Annotated in this window: 15 protein-coding genes and 3 pseudogenes; 13 read left to right on the plus strand and 5 right to left on the minus strand. The window is 63.8% G+C overall.

The annotated features are described in order from the left end of the window. Positions 1-112: 112 nt before the first annotated feature. Positions 113-1,390, plus strand: coding sequence for an MFS transporter (locus tag ACJRPG_RS12875; protein ID WP_408000481.1), 1,278 nt, complete (start codon positions 113-115; stop codon positions 1,388-1,390). Here the strand turns inward: ACJRPG_RS12875 and ACJRPG_RS12880 are convergent, their stop codons facing one another. Further along, positions 1,391-3,082, minus strand: coding sequence for a methyl-accepting chemotaxis protein (locus ACJRPG_RS12880; protein ID WP_408000482.1), 1,692 nt, complete (start codon positions 3,080-3,082; stop codon positions 1,391-1,393). It abuts the gene before it with no gap. Between the two features lie 16 nt (positions 3,083-3,098). After that, positions 3,099-4,181, minus strand: coding sequence for a porin (locus ACJRPG_RS12885; RefSeq protein ID WP_408000483.1), 1,083 nt, complete (start codon positions 4,179-4,181; stop codon positions 3,099-3,101). Between the two features lie 212 nt (positions 4,182-4,393). Here ACJRPG_RS12885 and dinB point away from each other — a divergent pair, with 212 nt between their 5' ends. The 3 genes from dinB (at position 4,394) to ACJRPG_RS12900 (ending at position 7,167) form a co-directional block, all read left to right on the plus strand. Beyond that, the gene (gene dinB, locus ACJRPG_RS12890; RefSeq protein ID WP_408000484.1) at positions 4,394-5,545 is read left to right on the plus strand and encodes a DNA polymerase IV; all 1,152 of its coding nucleotides are present in this window, start codon (positions 4,394-4,396) and stop codon (positions 5,543-5,545) included. 69 nt (positions 5,546-5,614) lie between these two features. Further along, on the plus strand, positions 5,615-6,217 hold the full coding sequence (locus ACJRPG_RS12895; protein WP_408000485.1) for a hypothetical protein: 603 nt from the start codon (positions 5,615-5,617) through the stop codon (positions 6,215-6,217). A gap of 53 nt (positions 6,218-6,270) precedes the next feature. Next, positions 6,271-7,167, plus strand: a complete 897-nt coding sequence (locus ACJRPG_RS12900) for a recombination-associated protein RdgC (protein ID WP_408000486.1) — start codon at positions 6,271-6,273, stop codon at positions 7,165-7,167. A gap of 28 nt (positions 7,168-7,195) precedes the next feature. On the opposite strand, the gene ACJRPG_RS12905 is transcribed toward ACJRPG_RS12900, so the two are convergent. Then, positions 7,196-7,681 carry an asparaginase domain-containing protein gene (locus ACJRPG_RS12905; protein WP_408000487.1) on the minus strand — a complete coding sequence of 162 codons (486 nt, stop codon included), beginning with the start codon at positions 7,679-7,681 and terminating at the stop codon, positions 7,196-7,198. 129 nt (positions 7,682-7,810) lie between these two features. Between ACJRPG_RS12905 and ACJRPG_RS12910 the strand changes: the two genes are divergently transcribed. Next, entirely contained in the window at positions 7,811-8,563 is a 753-nt protein-coding gene (locus ACJRPG_RS12910; RefSeq protein WP_408000488.1) for an L-asparaginase, read from the plus strand. Between the two features lie 90 nt (positions 8,564-8,653). On the opposite strand, the gene ACJRPG_RS12915 is transcribed toward ACJRPG_RS12910, so the two are convergent. After that, positions 8,654-9,649: a D-2-hydroxyacid dehydrogenase family protein gene (locus tag ACJRPG_RS12915; protein WP_408000489.1), complete on the minus strand. Its 996-nt coding sequence runs from the start codon at positions 9,647-9,649 to the stop codon at positions 8,654-8,656. Positions 9,650-10,005: 356 nt separating this feature from the next. Between ACJRPG_RS12915 and ACJRPG_RS12920 the strand changes: the two genes are divergently transcribed. The 6 genes and pseudogenes from ACJRPG_RS12920 to ACJRPG_RS12945 all read left to right on the plus strand — a co-directional run bounded on the left by ACJRPG_RS12920 (position 10,006) and on the right by ACJRPG_RS12945 (position 16,933). After that, a complete protein-coding gene (locus ACJRPG_RS12920) occupies positions 10,006-11,859 on the plus strand; it encodes a phosphoenolpyruvate carboxykinase (GTP) (protein WP_408000490.1) in 1,854 nt (617 codons plus the stop codon). Between the two features lie 282 nt (positions 11,860-12,141). Then, positions 12,142-12,572 (plus strand): annotated as a pseudogene (locus ACJRPG_RS12925) (MCP four helix bundle domain-containing protein); the annotation flags it as partial. Positions 12,573-12,704: 132 nt separating this feature from the next. Continuing rightward, positions 12,705-13,700: pseudogene (locus ACJRPG_RS12930) on the plus strand (methyl-accepting chemotaxis protein); the annotation flags it as partial. A 70-nt stretch (positions 13,701-13,770) separates the two neighbouring features. Beyond that, a complete protein-coding gene (locus tag ACJRPG_RS12935) occupies positions 13,771-14,388 on the plus strand; it encodes a TetR/AcrR family transcriptional regulator (RefSeq protein WP_408000491.1) in 618 nt (205 codons plus the stop codon). Positions 14,389-14,652: 264 nt separating this feature from the next. After that, a complete protein-coding gene (locus ACJRPG_RS12940; protein WP_408000492.1) occupies positions 14,653-15,654 on the plus strand; it encodes a GSCFA domain-containing protein in 1,002 nt (333 codons plus the stop codon). Positions 15,655-15,658: 4 nt separating this feature from the next. Further along, on the plus strand, positions 15,659-16,933 hold the full coding sequence (locus tag ACJRPG_RS12945) for a tetratricopeptide repeat protein (protein WP_408000493.1): 1,275 nt from the start codon (positions 15,659-15,661) through the stop codon (positions 16,931-16,933). A 19-nt stretch (positions 16,934-16,952) separates the two neighbouring features. Here ACJRPG_RS12945 and uvrA read toward each other — a convergent pair whose 3' ends face one another. After that, positions 16,953-19,805, minus strand: coding sequence for an excinuclease ABC subunit UvrA (gene uvrA, locus ACJRPG_RS12950; RefSeq protein WP_408000494.1), 2,853 nt, complete (start codon positions 19,803-19,805; stop codon positions 16,953-16,955). Between the two features lie 176 nt (positions 19,806-19,981). Here uvrA and ssb point away from each other — a divergent pair, with 176 nt between their 5' ends. Both ssb and ACJRPG_RS12960 read left to right on the plus strand, forming a co-directional pair. After that, positions 19,982-20,482, plus strand: coding sequence for a single-stranded DNA-binding protein (gene ssb, locus ACJRPG_RS12955; protein WP_408000495.1), 501 nt, complete (start codon positions 19,982-19,984; stop codon positions 20,480-20,482). 643 nt (positions 20,483-21,125) lie between these two features. Then, positions 21,126-22,856: pseudogene (locus tag ACJRPG_RS12960) on the plus strand (heme utilization protein); the annotation flags it as partial.

The following is a 22,856-nucleotide window of genomic DNA, read 5'->3' on the forward strand; positions in this document are numbered from 1 at the left end:
GCGGCGTTTCCGCGTTCCGCAAGGGGTTTTCGCAGTTTTTCTGAAAATCTTGCGGAAATTGCCAGCAGCAATGTTACGCTGCGATTCCCAGCCACCCCAAGGAGCCCCGCCCATGCGCCCTGCCAGCGACGATGCGCTGTATGCCCGCGTCACGCGCCGCCTCGTGCCCTTCCTGTTCCTGTGCTATGTGGCGGCCTACCTGGACCGGGTCAATGTGGGCTTCGCCAAGCTGCAGATGCAGGCCGACCTTGCGCTGTCCGATACGGTGTACGGCATCGGCGCCGGCATTTTCTTCCTTGGCTATTTCCTGTTCGAAGTGCCTTCCAACCTGCTGATGGCGCGCGTGGGCGCGCGGCGCTGGATTGCGCGCATCATGATCAGCTGGGGCCTGGTGTCGGCCGCCACCATGTTCGCCAGCAGTCCGGCCACCTTTTACCTGCTGCGCTTCCTGCTGGGCGTGGCGGAAGCCGGCTTCTTCCCCGGCGTGGTGCTGTACCTGACCTACTGGTATCCGGCCCGCCGCCGCGCGCGCATCGTGGCGCTGTTCATGAGCGGGGTGGCGGTGGCCGGCGTGCTGGGCGGACCTTTGTCCGGCTGGATCATGCGCGCTTTTGCCGGTCTGGGCGGCCTGCATGGCTGGCAGTGGCTGTTCCTGCTGGAAGGCCTGCCGTCGGTTGCGCTCGGTATCTGGACCCTGTTCTATCTGGACGACGGCATCCGCAGCGCGCGCTGGCTGGACGGGGACGAAAAGGCGCGGCTGGAAGCGGCGCTGGCGGAAGACGGCGCGGCGCAGGGACACTGGCCGCTGCGCCATGTGTTCGGCAGCGGGCGCGTGTGGCTGCTGGCCGCCATCTACTTCCTGTTCGTGATGGGCTTGTACGGCGTGAGCTTCTGGCTGCCGCAGCTGATCCGCAACAGCGGCGTGCAGGACGTGTTCCATATCGGCCTGCTCACCGCCATTCCCTACGGTATCGCAGCCGTGGTGATGGTGCTGGCCGCGCGCCATTCGGACCGCAGCGGCGAGCGGCGCTGGCACACGGCGCTCGCCGGGTTGGCGGGCGCGGCCGGCCTGATGCTGTCCATCGCCTTTGCGGACAATACCGTCGCGGCGATGGCGGCACTGAGCCTGGCCACGGCGGGCATCCTGAGCACCTTCCCCATTTTCTGGAGTCTGCCTACCGCCATGCTGGGCGGTATGGCGGCAGCGGCGGGTATTGCGCTGATTAACTCGGTCGGCAACCTGGCGGGCTTTGCCAGCCCTTACCTGGTGGGCGCCATCCGCGATGCCACCGCCAGTACGGCGCAGGGCATGAGCGTGCTGGCCGCCAGCCTGCTGATGGGCGCTTTGCTGACGCTGTTCTGCGTCAGGCGCGGCGGCGAAGTGCTGTAGTCAGAACTCTTCCCAGTCGTCGCCGTGCGCGGCGGCTTGCTTCGCGCGCATGGCGGGCTTCGCTTTCGGCAAGGCTGGCGCCGGCTTGCGCTGCGGCGCCAGCGGAGCCGGCGCCGCCTTCGGCGCACGGCGCGGCGCTTCCTGCACCTGAGCCAGGCGGAACACCGCCACGGTTTCCGCCAGCTGCGCAGCCTGCCGCTGCATGCTGGTGGCGGCGGCCGAGGCTTCTTCCACCAGCGCCGCGTTCTGCTGCGTCACGGTATCCATTTCCACCACCGCCAGGTTGATCTGGTCGATACCGGCGCTCTGCTCCTGGCTGGCGGAGGTGATCTCGTTCATGATGTCGGCCACCTGCTGCACCGAAGCGACGATCTTGTCCATCGTTGCGCCGGCCTGGTCCACCAGCCTGCCGCCCGCGTCCACTTTCGACACCGAGTCGTCGATCAGCGCCTTGATCTCCTTGGCCGCCGCCGCGGAGCGCTGGGCCAGCGTGCGGACTTCGCCCGCCACCACGGCAAAGCCGCGGCCCTGCTCGCCGGCGCGCGCCGCTTCAACGGCCGCGTTCAGCGCCAGGATATTGGTCTGGAAGGCGATGCCATCGATGGTGCCGATGATGTCCACGATCTTGCCCGAGCTGCCTTTGATGGCGTCCATGGTTTCCACCACCTGGCTTACCACCTGGCCGCCCTGGCTGGCATAGTCGGCCGCCGACACCACCAGCTGGTTGGCCTGGCGCGCATTGTCGGCATTCTGGCGCACGGTCGAGGTCAGTTCTTCCATCGAGGAGGCCGTCTCTTCCAGGCTGGCGGCCTGCTGCTCCGTGCGGCGCGACAGGTCCAGGTTGCCGGCGGCGATTTCGGCCGAGGAGGTGGCAATCGCGTCCGTACCCTGGCGTACCGTGCCCACGGTGCGGGTCAGCGCCTGCACCATGTTCTGCAGGGCCGTGAGCAAGCGGCCCGTCTCGTCCCGCCGTGCAGTGCTGATGCTGACCGTCAGGTCGCCCTGGGCCACGGTTTCGGCCAGCGCCACCGCTTCGCCGATGGGCGCGGTCACCGAACGGGTAATCAGCCAGCCGGTCAGCACCGACAGGCCGGTCGCCAGCACCAGCAGCGAAACCATGAGCACTGTGGCCGATTGGGAGGCTTGGGCTGCGGCGTCGCCATCGCTGCGTGTCAGCTTGTTCTGCGTTGCCAGCATGGCATCCAGCGTGCCGAAGTAGGCGGTTTGGGCGGGAACGGCGTCGCGGAACAGGGCTTGCACGGCGCCTTCCTTGTCACCCCCCTGCAGCAGGCGCACAAGCTGGTCCCGCTTCGACTGGTAAGCCGCCAGGGCCGCCTGCTGCTGATCGAACTGGCGGATGGTGTCAGGCCTGTTGAGGATGGCTCTCAGCTTTGCTGCGGATTCGGCGCCGAGCCGGTCGGCATCACCCTGCTGGCGGAGGAAGTCGGCCATCATGGCCGCGTCGGGCGCCAGCGCCGCATTGCGCAATGCCTGCGCGGCGCGGTTGGAGTAGCTGCGCATTTCATTGGTCAACTGCACTTTCACCGCGCGGTCGTGCACAAGCTGGTCGGTGAGGCCGGCAGTGAACTGGATGCGGCTGATGCCGAGCAGCGTCATCGCCAGCATGACGGCGATAGTCAGTGCAAAGCCGAGGCCAAGCCTGGCGCCAATTTTCAGGTTCGAGAGTTTCAAGGTATTCCTCAATTAATCAATACAGGTGGCGGATGCCCAGTCCCAGGCTGTTGGCCCGCGCCTTGCCGCTGAGGCGGTCCGCCATGGCCACGGTATAAAGATCGGTGCGCTTCGACATGCGGTAGTCGTAGCCCAGCGAGACTGTGCGGCGTTGAAGGATGCCGCCGACCAGGCTGCCGCTCCGGCGGCTGTCGGCGGCGCCCAGCATGATGCTGCCGAGGCCGGCGCGCAGGTTGACGCCCACGCTGGCGGTGCGGCCCCGCATGCGCAGCGTGCCCGCGGTGTCCTCTTCGGTGCGGTGGAAGGTGCCGTAGAACCTGGCCGCCCCCAGTTCATAACTGAGGCCGGCAAAGCCGGCGCGCTGCGCCGTCACCGCCGAGAAGTCCAGCGGCGCGCGGGTCGGGTCCATGATGGGCAGGCCCTGATTCGGATTGCTCACCCGCACGTGCTGGGCCACGGCGGTCAGCGCCAGCGGGCCGCGCGTATAGAGTGCCGTAAGCGCCGCGTTGTTGGCGCCCGCCTTGCCGCCCTGCTCGCCGGGCTGGAAATGCACGCTGGTGCGCAGGCCTTTCCAGGTCGGGGAGACGTACACGATCTGGTTGCTCCAGCCGCTGTCGCCCGCAATCCCGGCCGCCCAGTTGCGCGCGCCAAGCGGTCCCGATGGGATGAAGGAGTGCGACAGCAGCGGCGAGAAGACGAAGGAATTGCCGAAGGGATTGAACTGGATCATGGCGAGGAAGGCGGGTGAGGCCGCACGGCCCAGCTGCAGGCGGCCGTAGGGACCGTTCACCGCCACATTGGCATCGCGCGAGAACAGGTTGTCGCCGGCGAAGCGGCCGGACATGCCGCTATCCACCTGCAGCAGGCCGATCACGCGGAACTCCACGCGCGTGCCGCCGCCCAGGTCCTCTTCACCGCGGATGCCGAAGAAGGAGGTCGTCATGCCGCCGCTGCCCACGATATTGCGCCGTGCGGGCTCGCCGCTGGCTTTCATCGTGCCCAGGTAGGTATCCAGGCCCCCGGTGACGGTGACGTTCGATTGGGCGAAAGCGGCGCCGGAGCAGGCCAGCAGAACAGGGCAGAGGAGGTATTTGAGCATGGGCGGCGGGAATCGGAAAAGTGAAATTTTACGCGCGTTTCCCCACGGCACAATTCACAATCGTGCCGCTGTTGCGTAAATACGATAGACGAAATGGACAGCAAGTATCTGATATTTAAGACGTTTTTCTTTGCATATCAAAATCGGGACACATCGCTTACCGGAACGGTATTACTGGATATAATTACAGTATCCCAACTGTTTTATCCCGCATGAGCCAGCGCCGCATAGCCCATCTCGATATGGACGCCTTCTACGCATCGGTGGAGCTGCTGCGGTATCCGGAGCTGCGCGGAGTGCCGGTGGTGGTGGGCGGCGGTTCGCGCCACCAGCCCCGGCTGAAAGAGGATGGCACACACGAGTTCTCCCGTCTGCGGGATTATGTGGGCCGTGGCGTTCTCACCACAGCCAATTATGCGGCGCGCGCGCTCGGCGTCGGCTCCGCCATGGGCACCATGAAGGCGGCCAAACTGGCGCCGGACGCTATCCTTTTGCCAGTCAATTTCGACAGCTACCGCCATTACTCGCGCCTGTTCAAGGCGGCCGTGGCCGGCATCGCGCCAGCCATCGAGGACCGCGGCATCGACGAAATCTACATCGACCTGACCGACGTGCCGGGCGAAACGCGCGAGCTGGCGCTGCGCATCAAGCAGGCCGTGTTCGATGCCACCGGCCTCACCTGTTCGATCGGCATTACGCCGAACAAGCTGCTGTCCAAGATCTGTTCCGACCTGGAAAAGCCGAACGGCCTCACCATCCTTGGCTACGAGGATGTGCCCGCGCGCATCTGGCCCCTGCCGGCGCGCAAGATCAACGGCATCGGCCCCAAGGCGGCGCAACGGCTGGCCGAGCTGGGCATCGAGACGGTGGGGCAGGTGGCGCAGGCCGATCCCCGGCTGCTGCAGGAACACTTCGGGCTCAACTTCGCGGAGTGGCTGCGGCGGGTGGCGCACGGCCGCGACGAGCGGGAAGTGTCCACGCGCTCCGATCCGAAGGGCATGAGCCGCGAAACCACCTTCGACCGCGACCTGCATCCGAAGCAGGACCGCAGCGAGCTGTCGGCCATCTTCACCCGCCTGTGCGAGAAAGTGGCGGCGGACATGGAGCGCAAGCGCTATGTCGGCTGCACGGTCGGCATCAAGCTGCGCTATGCCGACTTCCGCACCGTGACGCGCGACGTGACCCTGCCGCAGCCCACGGCGGACGCCGCCGCCATCCGGCGCGCGGCCGGCGAATGCCTGCGCCGGGTGCCGCTGGACCAGCGCCTGCGCCTGCTGGGCGTGCGCGTCAGCGCGCTGACGCCGGTCGACGACCTGCCGCCCGGCGCGCTGGCGCGGCAGGGCGAGTTGTTCGCAGATCAATAAGCCGCCATAATGGTCTGGCGCTGCACGGATTGCAGCCCACCCAGGGAGTCTCACATCGACGAAGCACGTTTGCGTCCGCGCCATGCGTGGCTGGCGGCATTGCTGTTTTTGCACCTGCTGGTTTTGCTGGCGTGGCGTCCCGTGCTGCGCCAGGCGCCCCTTGCCGTACCGCGCGGCGAGCTGGCCTTCATCCTGCCGCCGAAACCGGCGCCTGCCACGCCGCTCCCGCCGCGCAGTCCGGCTGCGGCGCGCGCCACGCAGGAACCGCAGCGCCGCAGTGCGCCTGCCGCGATCACCGTGCCTCCCTTACCCGCCGCGTCACCCGCGCCGGCTGCCGTTCCCGATGCGTTCGCCACACCCGAAAAATCCCTCGGCGAGGTGGCGCGCGCTTCCGTGGGCGATGCGATGCAGGCCCTGCGCAAGGAGACGCCGCACGCTTTCCTGCGCAGCCAGCACTCCGGCTCCGCCATCGCGCGTGCGCTGGCCAGGGCCGGCGGCAGCGCCGGCGCGGCCGGGCTGGAAGAAATGGTTCTGCCGGATGGGCGGCGCATGACGCGCGTGCGCACAGGCGGCTCCAGCTATTGCGTGGTGATGGATGCGCCGGGCGGCTCCGGCGGGCGTGATGTTTTTCGCGACGGTGCGAAAGCCCGGACGGTGACTTGCCCCAACTGAGGCGTGTAAAATACCGTTCCCCTTTACAAGCTGAAACAAGGCAAGTACACCATATGTGGTTCAAGAATCTACAGATTTACCGTCTGCCCGCCCCTTGGGCGTTTACCCCGGAACAACTTGAAGAAGCCCTGCGCCCGCATTCGTTTACGCCTGCCAGCAGCAATGAAATGATGCGCCAGGGATGGGATTCGCCGCGCGGCAACGGCTCGCTGGTGCACGTCGTCAACAAGCAGATGCTGATCCTGCTCGGCACCGAGAAGAAACTGCTGCCCAACACCGTGGTCAACCAGGTTGCCAAGGCCCGCGCGGCCGAGCTGGAAGAACAGCAAGGTTTCGCGCCCGGCAAGAAGGCGATGAAGGAACTGAAGGAGCGCGTGCACGACGAACTGCTGCCGCGCGCCTTCACCATCCGCAGCAATGTGTGGACCTGGATCGACCCGGTCAACGGCTGGCTGGTGGTGGATGCCGCCAGCCCGGCCAAGGCCGACGAAGTGATCAAGCTGCTGCTGAAGGCGGTGGACCGCCTGCCGCTGGAAAGCCTGCGCGTGCAGCGCTCGCCGGTCGGCGTGATGACCGCCTGGCTGCAGGACGACGAGGCGCCGGCCGGCTTCACCGTCGACATGGACACGGAACTGCGCGCCACCGGCGAAAGCAAGGCGGCGGTGCGCTATGTGCGCCACACGCTGGAGCCGGAAGAAGTGCGCCGCCACATCGCGGCCGGCAAGCAGTGCACCCGCCTGGCCATGACCTGGGACAGCAAGATCTCCTTCGTGCTGACCGAGGCGCTTGCCATCAAGAGCGTGAAGCCGCTGGACGTGATGAAGGAAAACGAAGCCACCACCCGCAACGACGAAGAGCGTTTCGATGGCGACTTCATGCTGATGACCGGCGAACTGAGCAAGCTGCTCAAGGATGTGGTCGAAGCACTGGGCGGCGAAGCTACCGCCTGATGAAAAAGCGGCGTATGCCGCTTTTTTTTTATAGCGGCTGGAACACGCCGGCTGCCTTGTTCTTCTGAACGTTGTCCCACGCGAAAATCTGGCCGTTCATGGCGACAAAGACGCCGGGCGGCAAGGTTTGCGCCGCGGCACAGGCGAAGCCGAGGTTGAACAGGGCGTCGGAGTTCGCGATTTCATAGGGGATCATCGCGCCGGTCAGCACCACGGTCTTGCCCAGCGCGACGGGGCCGAGCACGGCGGCCGTTTCCTTCATCGTATCGGTGCCGTGCACGATCACGATGGCCTTCTCGGCGGAGGCCTGGCAGCTGGCCAGCACGCGGGCGCGGTCGGCGTCCACCATATCGAGGGAATCGAGCAGCGGAAGTTGCTCCAGCGCTACGCCTGCCGTGATGCGGGCGCGCGCGATCGCTTCCGGAAGGTGGCTGTCGGCAAAGCCCAGCGTGCCGTTCAGTTCGTTGTAATGCTTGTCGAAAGTGCCGCCGGTGGCGATGATGCGCAAAGTCATGGTCAGGTCATCAAGGAATTGCAGAATGGCGCATGATAGCGTGAAGCTGCCCGCTTGAAAAATCTTTGTGCGCGCTCATCTGGCAAGCATGCCGAACCTTGAGTACACTGGTTTCTTTGCCCGTCCGATATGAAAGCCCTCGCCCCCGGAACCGTTATTTTTCATCGCCACCGCGGCTATGGCGTGATTACGGCCGTCAATTTGCTGACGGGCTGGATTGCGGCGCGCTTCGGTTCCGAGCAGCGCACGCTGGACCTGAATCTGTCCACGGACGAAGTGCAGTTTGCGGACGGCGAGGCCATCCTGTTCCGCCGTGCGCCGCCGGACCGCATGCCGCACGCGCGGCTGATGGCGATGGTGCGCGCGCTGCACCAGGCCGGCTACCAGAAACTGTACCTGTACTCCTGGCCCAAGCCCTCGGGCCTGCACTGGCGCTGGCACCTGTTCACCGGGCCGCGCGACTGGATGCAGCGTGCGTGGCGCGAAGGCTGGTACGGCTCCGGCGCCGACTATAACGTGAACCCGGTGATGGGCTGGGGCGACAATCCCGGCGCCACCACCGACGAGCTGATCCACGCGCTGGCGAAATTCGACCCGCAAGGCTTGGCGCAGGCGCTGGGCAAGGACGAGGACCACACGGCCTGGTTCGCGGCCGCCTGCGAGGCCCTGCTGCCCGGTTATATGTACAGCCTGGACATGCCGCGCACGCCGGGCGCCCCGCTGGCGGCGATGCCGCCGGTGCCCGTCATCCCGGTACGCGCCACCCTTCCCGCCTACGACGGCCCGGACCTCCCCTGGCCCCCCGGCTGGGCCGGCCTCTGGACGCAATCCCACGTCCTCCCGCTGCCGCGCCCCAACCTGACCGGCATCCCCGAAACCTGACACAGCCCAGTCCGCAACATGACACCGTGGGGTCAGGCACCCTTGTCAAATGACAGGCGGTGCCTGACCCCACGGTGTCATGTTGCGGGCTCAGCGGGTGTGCTGGACGTAGGCGGGGTTGAGGATGGTGGTGCAGGCGCCGTTGCTGAAGTCGACCAGGTTCTGCAGGGCGTACTGGAAGTAGAGCTCGTAGCTGTCTTTTTCCACGTAGCCGAGGTGGGGCGTGGCCAGTACCTGGGGCATGCGCAGCAGGGGGGAGTTTTCTGCCAGCGGTTCGCTGGGGAAGACGTCCAGCGCTGCGGCGCCCGGCCGGCCGGCTGCCAGCGCCGCTTCCAGCGCGCCCTCGGCCACCAGCTCGGCGCGGCTGGTGTTGACGAACAGCGCGCCCGGCTTCATGCGCGCCAGGTCGTCCGCCGTCACGATGCCGCGCGTGCTGTCGGCCAGGCGCAGGTGCAGGGTCAGCACGTCGGCCTCCTCAAACAGGGCGGCGCGCGAGGCCGCGGCCGTGTGGCCGTCGGCCACCGCGGCGGCGCGGCTGTTCTCGCTGCCCCAGACCAGTACCTTCATGCCGAAGGCTGTCGCATAGCCCGCAATCAGCTTGCCGATCTTGCCGTAGCCCCAGATCGCCAGCGTGCGTCCGCTGAGCACCGTGCCCAGGGTGTTGAACTGCGCTTCGGTCGATACCGTCTGCCACAGGCCGCGCTTCAGGTTGCCGGCGTACGGCACCAGCTTGCGCTGCGCCGCCATGATCAGGGCCCAAGTCAGCTCCGCCGGCGCCGTCGGCGAACCGATCCCTTCGGCGATTGCAATACCGAGCTCGGTTGCCGCCGCCACGTCGATATGCCCGCTGACCTTGCCCGTCTGCGAGATCAGCTTCAGGTTCGGCAGTTTCGACAGCAGGGCGCGGTTGAAGGCGGTGCGCTCCCGGATCAGCACCAGGGCATCGAAAGGCTGCAGCCGGGCCGCCAGCTGCCCCATGCCGCGAATGGTGTTCGTGAATACTTTGACCTCATGGCCGTCCAATCGTGCGAAGCAGTCGAGCTGGCGCACCGCGTCCTGGTAGTCGTCGAGAATGGCAATTTTCATGGGAGTTAGCAGAAGTTTTGATCGGATTGGTAGGGAAATAACAGGATCGGAAATATCTCGAATAGCCTACTACATTGCTCAACCATTTTTCCTACATTTTTGTCTGAATCGGGGGTGTCGGGGTGTACAATCGGCCACATTCAGGGGCGTAAAACCGTTGAGTTTGCGGCCCGCAGACGTTCCATCTCCCGCCTATGGTGCCGCAGGGAGCGCGCCGTCGAGTAATCCGGCGCATCGACAGAACCGCCGTATCCGCCGAAGCATTTTGAATGCCTTTCCGAGCGCAAGCCAAAAGCTGACGACGATCCTGCCGTGCCGGGACAAGACAAGAATTCTTTATTGGCATTGGAGGTACTATGAATCAGCCCGTTATGGGAGGCGTTGCAACAATGAACGCGCCAGCTTACATCAAACAGCAAAAGCTGATCAATTGGGTGGCCGAGGTGGCCGCCCTCACCAAACCGGACCGCATCTACTGGTGCGACGGCTCGCAGGAAGAATACGACCGCCTGTGCGCTGAAATGGTTGCCGCCGGCACCATGAAAAAACTGAACGAGGAGAAGCGCCCGAATTCCTACCTGGCCTGCTCCGATCCTTCCGACGTGGCCCGTGTCGAAGACCGCACCTTCATCTGCTCGGCCACCAAGGAGCAGGCCGGCCCCACCAACAACTGGACCGACCCCGCCGAAATGCGCGGCACCCTGAACGGCCTGTTCGATGGCTGCATGGTGGGCCGCACCATGTATGTGGTGCCGTTCTCGATGGGCCCGCTGGGTTCGCCGATCGCCCATATCGGGGTGGAACTGTCGGACTCGCCGTATGTGGCCGTCAATATGCGCATCATGACCCGCATGGGCAAGGCCGTGTACGAGGTGCTGGGCACGGACGGCGACTTCGTCCCTTGCGTGCATTCCGTCGGCGCGCCGCTGAAGGCGGGCCAGAAGGACGTGGCCTGGCCATGCAACCCCACCAAGTACATCGTGCATTTCCCGGAAACGCGCGAGATCTGGTCCTACGGTTCCGGCTACGGCGGCAATGCGCTGCTGGGCAAGAAATGCTTCGCGCTGCGCATCGCCTCGAATATGGGCCACCAGGATGCAAAGGACGGCAATCCGGGCTGGCTGGCCGAGCACATGCTGATCCTCGGCGTGGAATCGCCGGAAGGCCAGAAGCACTATGTGGCGGCCGCCTTCCCTTCGGCCTGCGGCAAGACCAACTTCGCCATGCTGATTCCGCCAGCCTCCTTCAAGGGCTGGAAAATCACCACCATCGGCGACGATATCGCCTGGATCAAGCCGGGCAAGGACGGCCGCCTGTACGCCATCAATCCGGAAGCTGGCTACTTCGGCGTGGCGCCGGGCACCAACGACAAGACCAATTCCAACTGCATGGCCTCGCTGCGCGCGAACACCATCTTCACCAACGTGGCCCTGACCGACGACGGCGATGTGTGGTGGGAAGGCATGAGCAAGGAAGCGCCGGCGCACCTGATCGACTGGCAGGGCAAGGACTGGACGCCGGCCTCCGGCACCAAGGCGGCGCACCCGAACGCCCGTTTCACCGTGGCCGCCACCCAGAACCCGGTGATCGACCCGGCCTGGGACGATCCGGCCGGCGTTCCGATCTCGGCCTTTATCTTCGGCGGCCGCCGTTCCACCACCGTGCCGCTGGTGACTGAAGCGCGCGACTGGATCGAAGGCGTGTACATGGCGGCAACCATGGGTTCGGAAACCACCGCCGCCGCCGCCGGCCAGATGGGCGTGGTGCGCCGCGATCCGTTCGCGATGCTGCCTTTCATCGGCTACAACATGAGCGACTACTTCCAGCACTGGCTCAACCTGGGCAAGTCGCTGGGTGCGCAGGCGCCGAAGATCTTCTGCGTCAACTGGTTCCGCACCGACGAGCACGGCCACTTCGTGTGGCCCGGCTTCGGCGACAATATGCGCGTGCTGAAGTGGATGCTGGAACGTATCGAAGGACAGGCCGGCGGCATCGAAACCATGTTCGGCACCACGCCCCGCTATGGCGACCTGCACTGGGACGGCATTCCGTTCTCGCCGGAGGAGTTTGAAACCATCACCTCCATCGACAAGGATGCCTGGCGCGAGGAACTGAAGCTGCACGCCGAGCTCTTCGACAAGCTGGCCTATCACCTGCCGAAAGAACTAGTCGATAACAAGGCGAAGCTGGAAAAACGCCTGTCGGCCTGACCTTCGCCCGCGCCCCCAAAAGCCCAGCTGTGCTGGGCTTTTTTTACGCCTGGCCTCCCGGCAAGGGAAGCGTGTCGGCCAAAAATTCCTTAGAATCGATTCTAAAAATTGGATTAATTAATTAAATCGTGAAAATCGCGTAAATTTGTGATTATTTGAGATATCATTTCCACCAGGAACTAAGTAATGAATAACCACATCGGGGGAAGGTATATGTTTAGCCAGTTCAAGGTCGGCACGCGGCTGATCGCGGCATTTCTTATCGTGTCCTTGCTGGGCGCCATGGTCGGCGTCATCGGCATCCGCAATATGGGCATCATCAACGACAAGGCCACCATTCTGTACAAACGCGAGCTGATGGCATTTCCTACATCAAGCAAGCCAACATCAACCTGGTGTATATCGGCCGCGCCATGAGCTACCTGCTGCTGGCGTCCGCGCCGGAAGAGCGCGCCCGCTTCAATGAACGGGTGACGAAGGCGATGCAAGAGATGCACCGCAACGCGGACCTGGCCCGCCCCCTCTTCATCTCCGAGCAGGGCAAGGCCCTGTTTGCCAAATTCGACGCCGAGCTGAAGGCCTATGACGCTCTGGTGCCTGACATGCTCAAGCGCATTGAAGCCGAGGCCCTGCAGGATGAGAGCGCGACGGTGAAATACTTCTTCACTACCTTCCGCCAGCAAGCCAATAGCGTGGACAACATGATCACCGAGCTGAGCCGTTTGAAGGAACAGAACGCCAAGGCGGCGGACGATGAAACCAACGAGCTCTATGCGCGCAGCCGCAACTTCATGGTCCTGCTGGTGCTGGGCGCGCTGGGCCTCGGCGTCGGCCTGGGCCTGGCGGCGGCGCGCTCGATCACGCGTCCGCTGGAACAGGCGGTGGCGCTGGCCAGCAAGGTGGCGGAAGGGGACCTCAGCAGCGACATCAGCGTGCAGTCGAAAGACGAGATCGGCCAGCTGCTGCAGGCCCTGGCGCACATGAATACCAGCCTGTCGCGCATCGTGAGCGATGTGCGTGCGGGAACCCAAACCATTGCCACCGCATCCAGCCAGATCGCCTCGGGCAGCCAGGACCTGTCATCGCGCACCGAAGAGCAGGCGAGCTCGCTGGAAGAGACCGCGTCGTCGATGGAAGAACTGACGTCGACCGTCAAGCAGAACGCCGACAATGCGCGCCAGGCCCGCCAGTTGGCGGAGTCCGCATCGGAAGTGGCGCAGAAGGGCGGCAGCGTGGTGGCCGAGGTGGTCAGTACGATGGAAGCCATCAGCGGCTCTTCGGCCAAGATCGTGGACATCATCGGCGTCATCGACGGCATTGCCTTCCAGACCAATATTCTTGCGCTGAACGCCGCGGTGGAAGCGGCCCGTGCCGGTGAACAGGGCCGCGGCTTTGCCGTCGTGGCCAGCGAAGTGCGCAACCTGGCGCAGCGTTCGGCAGCGGCGGCCAAGGAAATCAAGGTGCTGATCGACGGTTCTGTCCACGAAGTGGAAACGGGCAGCCGCCTGGTGGGCACGGCCGGCACCACCATGGGTGAAATCGTGGCGAGCATCCAGCGCGTCACCGATATCATGGCCGAGATCAGTTCCGCCAGCCAGGAGCAGACCGTGGGCATCGAGCAGATCAATGAAGCGGTGGTGCAGATGGACCAGGTAACCCAGCAGAATGCCGCCCTGGTGGAACCGGCCTCGGCCGCCTCGGAGTCGATGCAGGAAGAAGCGGCCAAGCTGGAAGGCCTGGTGGCCGCCTTCCGCCTGGCGGCGGATCCGCAGTCCGCGGCCGGCAGCCGCGGGACGGGCCGCCTGCAGCACGCCGCGCCGCGGCGTATGCGCCTGGCCTGACGCAGCCAGCCGCCGGCGTGTCGGCGGTTTTTTCTGGCATTTTTCGCACACCTGTGCTAAAGTGTCCTGCATGGATACTCTGACCGCTAAAAGCGAAGCCACCTTTGCCGCCATCCTCAGCGCCGCCAGCGATATGGCGGCGGAAGAGGGCATCGGCAAGCTGTCGCTGGGCGAGCTGGCCAAGCGCACCGGCATCAGCAAGAGCGGCGTGTTCTCGCGCGTGGGCTCGCTGGAACAGCTGCAAGGGGCCGTGCTGGACGAATACGACCGGCGTTTTGCCGAAGAGATCTTCCTGCCCACGCTGAACCTGCCCAAAGGCCTGCCCAGGCTGCAAGCCCAGGTCAGCAACTGGATCCGGCGCGTCAGCGACGAGGCGCCGCGCGGCGCCTGCCTGTATACGGCGGGCGCCTTCGAGTTCGACGACCTGCAGCAAGGGCCGCTGCGCGACCGCCTGCAGCAGGGCGTACTGGCCTGGCGCGCTTCCCTGCGGCGCACCGTGCTGCAGGCCATGGAAGCAGGCCACCTGCGGCCCGATACCGATCCCGAACAGCTGGTGTTCGAGGTCTACAGCCTGGTGGTGGGCGTCATGCACGACACCCGCTTCCTGCGCGACGGCGATGCGCCGCGCCGCATGCAGCGTGCCTTCAACCGCCTGATTTCCACCTACAAGAGCTTCAACGTCGAGTGAGGCCCTTTTTTTAAATCAAATTCGCACACATGTGCGAAATGGAGGAAGAAATGAGCAATCTCCTGTGGCTGATACCTGTGGGTTTTGTCGCGGTGCACTGGACCGGGCTGTTCGACGTGCTGCGTTCCATTCCTGACAAGAACGAGGACTTCGGCGAAGACTATTGAGTCTCTGATGCAACGCCAGGCTCTTGCGGCCGTCCGCTGAATTGCCCCATGGTGCTTTAGTTGTTATGATGGGCTGATCGTTTTATAGGGAAACACCATGCAGACCATCAGCGGACTCAGCGCTTACGCCAATCTCTTCAATGGCGTCCGTAACCGGACTTTCCGCATGCCTGCCAAGGGTGAAAACGGCTACCAGGACGGGGTGCTGCTGCCCAAGCTGTGGCCGCGCTTCAAGCTGGCGCCGGGCGAGAAGATCTTCACCATCGGCTCCTGCTTCGCGCGCGAAATCGAAAAGCGCCTGGTGTCGCGTGGTTTCGACCTGCCGGTGTGCCGCTATCCCGTGCCGGATATGCTGAATGAATACAATGCGGGCACCATCCTGCAGCGCATCGAAAGCGTGTTCGGCGGCTTTTCCTACGAAGGCGAAATGGGCATCGAGCAGACCGACAAGGGGTATCTCGATCTCTTCCTGCATATCCACCAGACGCCGGTCGAGCTGCCCATGCTGCACTACCGCCGCCAGGTGATTGCCGAGATTTACAACGAGCTGAAGACCGCCGACACCGTCGTCATCACGCTGGGCCTGACCGAGACCTGGTTCGACACCATCCACCAGTGCTATGTGAACAAGGCGCCGAGCCGCGCAGCCGTGGCGCGTGAACCCGACCGTTTCCAGTTCCACCGCATGGACGTGGCCGACGTCATCGACCGCGTATCGAATTCCATCGCACTGATCAATGCCCACGGGCAGAAGAAAATCCTGCTGACGGTGAGTCCGATCCCTATCGAGGCCACCTTCTCCGGCACCACGGCGATTGTGGCCAATTCCTATTCGAAGGCCGTGCTGCGCGTGGTGGTCGAACAGATGACACGCCAATACGAAAATGTCGACTACTTCCCGAGCTTCGAAATCGCCACCTCCGGCGGCATGGCGCATTACATCGACGACAATGTGCACATCACGGAGGAACTGGTGGAAGTCATCATCAGCCACATGATGGCCAACTACCTGGAGGGCGCCGAAGTGGCGGCGAAGGAGGAAGTCATCAAGCCGAACTATATCGATGCGGAAGCGTACAACCGTTTCACCGCCGGCTGACAGCATGCAAGAAAAGAAAGTAGCGGTCCTGTTCACGGGACTCATCCGCGATGCCGCGCTGTTCGAGCGCAGCGTTGCGGAGTTTGCGGCCCAGCCCTGCGTTACCCAGATCATCTTCTCCACCTGGCACAAGGATGCGCTGGACAACGGCGAGTTCCTGCAGGGCCTGATGCAGCGCTATCCGCTGACGGTGGTGACAGCCACCGACCCGAAACTGGTGTACGACCAGTACAACGGCTTCCGCCAGTCAGTGACCTTGCGCCGCGGCCTGGAAGCGGTGGGCGAGGCCAGCCATGTGCTGCGCACCCGTACCGATACCCATATCGACCCCGCCGTGGTGCAGCACCTGGCAGCCAAGGACAGCCGCATCACCGATCCGATGGCCCCGGCGCTGCGCCTGTTCCGCGAAAAGATCTCGACCACCTGCTGCTCGATGCTGGCGCCTTTCTACATCGACGACATCCTGTTCTTCGGGCACAAGGAAGACCTGCTGAAGCTGTGCAGCATGGACTACAGCGAGTTCCGTCATCCGAGCTCGGCCAAGTACGCGCACTACATCCGCTACTACCCGCCGTTCCGCCAGCACTTCCCGCAGTTCATGCATTTCGTGCACAACGAGATTTTCGCCACCGTCGTCAGCGCCGAGCTGCGCCAGCTGGTGCTGCCGAAGCTGATGGAAAGCCGTGAATACGCGCTGATGCTGGTGATCTACTACCGCCTGGTGAGCGCCTTCTTCTGCCTGGACTGGGGCGGCTACCGTTCCACCTTCAAGGGCGTGGCCGCCGAATATACCGATGGCGGCGCCGATTTCCGCATGGATGCGGACCAGATGAATGACAGCAATGCCTTCTTTGCGCGCGGCAGCGTCGGCGATTTCGACCATCCCGAACTGCGCCGCCTGCTGGGGCCGGCGGCCGAGTCGCTGCGCACGGTCAGCGACCTGCGCGATGCCGCCAGCGGCATCGACTATGCAGCCTTCTTCAGCGAAGTGCGCAACTATGCGAAGCAGGCCTTCCGCTTCGATCAGCGGCTGGCGGAAGCCAAGGCCATGATGCGCGCCGGGGAGACGGTAAGCCAGGCCTTCCAGACCCTGTGCTGGCTGCAGCCGGCCGACCCTGCAAACACCGAGCTGATGTATCTGCTGGCGCTGTGCTACAACTCGGTGGGCGATATCGCCCGCGCGCAGCCCCTGCTGGAGCGCTGCCTGGAGACGGGCGCCCCCTTCTACTCGCCGGCCGGCCAGCTGCTGGCGGAGATCATGCAGCAGAAGTCCGCCTGAGCGGCGGACGCTGCAGGCCTCACTTCTTCTTCAGCAGCGGCAGCAGGTACTTGCCGGTCACGCTGTCCGGATTGGCCGCCACCTCTTCCGGCGAGCCGGCCGCGATGATGCGGCCGCCGCCGGCGCCGCCTTCGGGACCCAGGTCCACGATCCAGTCCGCCGTCTTGATGACGTCCAGGTTGTGCTCGATGATCACGAGCGTATTGCCCTGGTCGCGCAGGCGGTGGATCACCTTCAGCAGCAGGTCGATATCGTGGAAGTGCAGGCCGGTGGTCGGCTCGTCCAGGATATACAGGGTGCGGCCCGTATCGCGCTTGGACAGTTCCAGCGACAGCTTCACGCGCTGCGCCTCGCCGCCTGACAGTGTGGTGGCGCTCTGGCCCAGCTTGATATAGCCCAGGCCCACGTCGAGCAGGGTCTGCAGCTTGCGCGCGATGACCGGCACCGCCTTGAAGAAGGCGTGCGCGTCTTCCACCGTCATTTCCAGCACCTCGGTGATGCTCTTGCCCTTGTAGTGCACTTCCAGGGTTTCGCGGTTGTAGCGCTTGCCGTGGCAGACGTCGCAAGGCACATACACGTCCGGCAGGAAGTGCATTTCCACCTTCAGCACGCCATCGCCCTGGCAGGCCTCGCAGCGGCCGCCCTTCACATTGAAGGAGAAGCGGCCCGCGCTGTAGCCGCGCTCCTTGGCGCTCGGCACCTCGGAGAACAGTTCGCGGATCGGCGTGAACACGCCGGTATAGGTGGCCGGATTGGAGCGCGGCGTGCGGCCGATCGGCGCCTGGTCCACGGCAATCACCTTGTCGAAATGCTCCAGGCCGCTGATCGTGTCGTGCGGCGCCGGTTCGGTCTGCGAGCCGTAGAGGTGGCGCGACAGGGCCGGATACAGGGTGTCGTTGACCAGCGTCGATTTGCCGGAGCCGGACACGCCCGTCACGCAGGTCAGCAGGCCGACCGGAATGTTCAGGTTCACCTTCTTCAGGTTGTTGCCGGTGGCGCCGGTGATTGCCAGCTGCCTGTTGGGGTCGGACTGGTGGCGCTTCTTCGGCACCTCGATCTTCAGCGTGCCGTTCAGGTACTTGGCCGTCAGCGACTCCTTGTTCTTCAGGATGTCCTTCAGCGGGCCGGCCGCGATCACGTCGCCGCCGTGCACGCCGGCGCCCTTGCCCATGTCCACGATATAGTCGGCGGTGCGGATCGCGTCTTCATCGTGCTCCACCACCAGCACGCTGTTGCCGATATCGCGCAGGTGCTTCAGCGTATCGATCAGGCGATCGTTGTCGCGCTGGTGCAGGCCGATGGAAGGCTCGTCCAGCACATACATCACGCCCGTCAGGCCGGAACCGATCTGGGACGCGAGGCGGATGCGCTGCGCCTCGCCGCCGGACAGGGTGTCGGCCGAGCGGTCCAGCGACAGGTAGTCCAGGCCCACATTGTTCAGGAAGGTCAGGCGCGAGGTGATTTCCTTGATCACGCGGTCGGCGATGTCCTTCTTGGCGCCCTTCAGCTTGAGCTGCTCGAAGAAGCTCAGCGAATCGCGCAGCGGCTTTTCCGAAATCTCGTAAATGGCTTTTTCCTGCTTGCCGCTGCCGATTTTCACATGGCGCGCTTCCACGCGCAGGCGGGCGCCCTCGCAGGTCGGGCACTTCTTCTCGTTGATGAATTTGGCCAGCTCTTCCTTCACCGCCATCGAATCCGTTTCGCGGTAGCGGCGCGCGAGGTTGTTCACCACGCCCTCGAAAGTGTGCTCTTTGACCACGGTGCGGCCGCGCTCGTTCACATAGGCGAAAGGAATCGACGTCTTGCCGGAGCCGTGCAGCACCACCTGCTGCGCATTGGCCGGCAGCTGTTCGAAAGGCACGTCCAGCTCGAAGCCATAGTGGGCGGCCAGGCTGCTCAGCATCGAGTAATAGAACTGGTTGCGGCGGTCCCAGCCTTTCACGGCGCCGGAGGCCAGCGACAGGTTGGGGAAGGCCACGATGCGCTTCGGATCGAAGAACTCGATATGACCGAGTCCGTCGCATTCGGGGCAGGCGCCCATCGGGTTATTGAAGGAGAACAGGCGCGGTTCCAGCTCCTGCAGCGAATAGCCGCAGGTGGTGCAGGCGAACTTGTTGGAATACACATGCTCGACGCCGGTGTCCATCTCGTAGGCCACGGCGCGGCCGTCGGCCAGGCGCAGCGCGGTCTCGAAGCTTTCGGCCAGGCGCTGCTTGATTTCCGCATTCACCTTCACGCGGTCGATCACCACGTCGATGGTGTGCTTTTCCGTTTTCTTCAGCTTGGGCAGGTCGTCCACTTCATAGATCTTCGCGTCGTGGGTGCCGCTCTGCACGCGGAAGCGCACGAAGCCCTGGGCCTGCATCTGCTCGAACAGGTCCACGTGCTCGCCCTTGCGGTTGGCCACCACCGGCGCCATGATCATCAGCTTGGTGCCCTCCGGCATGGCCAGCACCGCATCCACCATCTGCGACACCGACTGCGCCGACAGCGCGTGGTCCGGGTGGTTGATGCAGTAGGGCGTGCCCACGCGCGCGTACAGCAGGCGCAGGTAGTCGTGGATCTCGGTCACGGTGCCCACGGTCGAGCGCGGATTGTGCGAGGTGGCCTTCTGCTCGATCGAGATGGCCGGCGACAGGCCTTCGATCATGTCCACATCCGGCTTCTCCATCAGCTGCAGGAACTGACGCGCATAGGCCGACAGCGATTCCACATAGCGGCGCTGGCCTTCGGCATACAGGGTGTCGAAAGCCAGCGAAGACTTGCCGGAACCGGACAGGCCGGTAATCACGATCAGCTTGTCGCGCGGCAGGTCGAGGTTGATGTTCTTGAGGTTGTGCGTACGGGCGCCGCGGATGCGGATATATTCCATTGAGCTTTAGCCTTGGGGGGAGGTGGGACAGCTTGACGCGGCTCAGACTACTGAGCTATATACTGTATATAATACCAGTATTCAAGATTTGCCGCAAAACCGCTGAAAATTCCTTCCAGCGCTGTTGCTGCCCCCATATAATCACTGTTTAGTCCAAATTCAAGCAGGAGTACTACATGGCATCTGTGAACAAAGTCATCATCGTCGGCAACCTGGGCCGTGATCCGGAAATCCGCTACATGCCGAGCGGCGATGCCATCGCCAATATTGCCGTGGCAACCTCCTTCCGCAGCAAGGACAAGAACACCGGCGAGCAGAAAGAGATCACCGAGTGGCACCGCATCTCCTTCTTCGGCCGCTTGGCCGAAATCGTGGGCCAGTACCTGAAGAAAGGTTCCTCGGTCTATGTCGAGGGCCGCCTGCAGACCCGCAAGTACACCGACAAGGACGGCGTGGAGAAATACGCGACCGACATCATTGCCCAGGAAATGCAGATGCTGGGCGGCCGCCAGGGCATGGGCGGCGGCGATGCCATGGGCGGCGGCGACGACATGGGCGGCTACGATGCGCCGCCGGCCCGCCCGGCCCCGCGTCCGCAGGCTGCGGCACCGGCGCCGCGCCCGGCACCACGCCCGGCGCCGAACTTCTCGGACATGGATGACGACATTCCGTTCTGAGCGGAAGTTCAGGCATAAAAAAGGGAGCCCAGGTGGCTCCCTTTCTTTTTATCACTTGTGTTGTGTAAACCCATCGCGGGCCGTATTTAAAACTTTCAATAAGAATCAGTAAACCCGTCAATTCTTGCGGCCAAGCAAGCCCCCAGCTCCTCCAAATTGTCATCAAATTGTCATAAGCCGCTGTTCCATAACAGATTTTTACTCGGCTGTGTAAACCTTATTTGAATGCCACGAGGAACTTTTACGACAAAAAATTGTGCTGCGAGGAAACGTTCTCCGCTATACTCGTGGTAACGCCTGAAAAGGCTGGAGTTTTTGCGTCCCCGCAAGGTGAACTTAATAAAAGTTGTTCTGGGGTCGCCTTAGATCTCTACGGGAAAGCATTCAGCAGCACCGAATTCGTTGTTTTGATGTAAGCAAAATTAAGCTTTTGGCAATAAAAAATTTGCGTTGGCGCGGCCCGGGAACGTTAAGTTTCAGGGTTTTTTGACGCTAACTGCTAGCAGGTGCAGTCTGGGCGGTGCGGTTTTGTTGCGGAATTAAAAAATCGACAGCCAAAAACTAGGGTAGCAAAAAAGATAGCCGGCACAGGGCACGGCAACCACAAACGTTCCGCAGCACAAGTTGTTCTTAGGAGAATATAATGGGTTTCATCTCGACGTATAACACTTCCGAACTGATTCGGTCGTTGCCATCCGGCACTATCGCGACTTTAGGCACCGACGCTATCGCGGAGCTGACCTCGGCCCAGTTCTCCTGGTTCTCAACTGCCCAGCTAGGTCACTTTACGACCACAGACCTTGCAAGTCTGACCACCACCACCCAATTTGCCGGCCTGACTACAGCTCAGGCCGCTGTGCTGTCTGGCTCCCAGCTCGCATCGCTGGCTAGTATCATCATCCAGGCCTTCGAAACGGCTGACCTGCGTGCGCTGACGACGACGTCCCTGAATGCCCTGTCCACGGACCGCTTCGCTACCCTGAGCTCGAGCCAGTTCGGTGCCCTGACCACCGGCCAGCTGTCGGCGCTGTCGACCTCGCTGCTCACCTCCGGCATCAATTCGACCCAGATCGCCGGCCTGACCTCGGCCCAGGCGAGCCGCCTGGGTTCGGCCCAGCTGAATGCCCTGAGCAGCACCGTGCTGGCGGAAATCGAGAGCGGCATCATTGCTTCGCTGTCCAGCACCGCCCTGTCGGCCATGACCTCGGCCAAGCTGGATGCCCTGACCTCCACGCAGTTCGTGGCCCTGACCTCGGCTCAGGCGGGTTCCCTCACCACGGCTCAGGTTGGCGCACTGTCGAGCGATATCCTGGCGGCCATGGAAAGCGCCGATATCCGCGCGCTGAAGACCGGCGTGATCAGCGCCCTGAGCACCAGCCAGCTGAGCGGCCTGTCGAGCACGGCATTCTCCGGCCTGACCTCGGGCCAGGTTGCAGCGATCGCTTCCGGCGCCTTCGCCGGCGCCCTGCAGACCGACCGCATCGTTGCCCTGACCAGCTCGCAAGCTGCGGCCCTGACCAACGCCCAGCTGTCGGCCATCGCGTCCGACACCCTGCGCGCAATTGAAAGCGCTGACCTGCGCGCCATCACCACGGCAGCCATCGCCGGCCTGACCTCGGTCCAGTTTGCCCAGCTGACTTCGGTCCAGGTGAACGCGCTGACCAGCGCCCAGATCGGCGCCCTGGGCACCGATTTCGCCCTGACGTCCGACCAGATCGCAGGCCTGACCACCGCGCAAGCGGCGGGCCTGACCTCCGTACAGCTGAACGCCATTGCCTCGGCAGCGCTGTCGTCGATGAATACCGCTGCGGTTGCAGCGCTGCGTACCGCCGCCGTCGCCGGCCTGACCTCGACCCAGGTGGATGCGCTGATCTCGTCGCAGATGATCGCGCTGACCACCGCGCAAGCCGCGGCACTGAACACCAACCAAGTGGCAGCACTGACCAGCGACATCATCAGCACGATGGATACGGCTGATATCCGTGCCCTGGGTACCTCGCTGGTCAGCGCGCTGAATACCAGCCAGCTGAGCGGCCTGACGTCCGCAGCTTTCGCCGGCCTGACCACCAGCCAGATCGCTGCCATCACCTCGTCGGCCTTCGCCAACGGCCTGCAGAGCGACCGCATCATCGCCCTGAGCAGCGCGCAAGCGGCTGCCCTCGGCACCGCCCAGCTGTCGGCCATGTCCTCGGTTTCCCTGCGCGCCCTGGAAAGCGCCGACCTGCGTGCGATCCGCACCGCATCAATCGCTGCCCTGACCAGCGTGCAGTTCGCTTACCTGACTTCGGACCAGGTGAACTCGCTGACCAGCGCGCAGATCGCTGCCCTGGGCACCGACTACTCGCTGACCTCCGACCAGATCGCAGGCCTGACC

The sequence above is a fragment of the Pseudoduganella rhizocola genome (genome assembly GCF_045984285.3).
Lineage (GTDB): Bacteria > Pseudomonadota > Gammaproteobacteria > Burkholderiales > Burkholderiaceae_D > Rugamonas.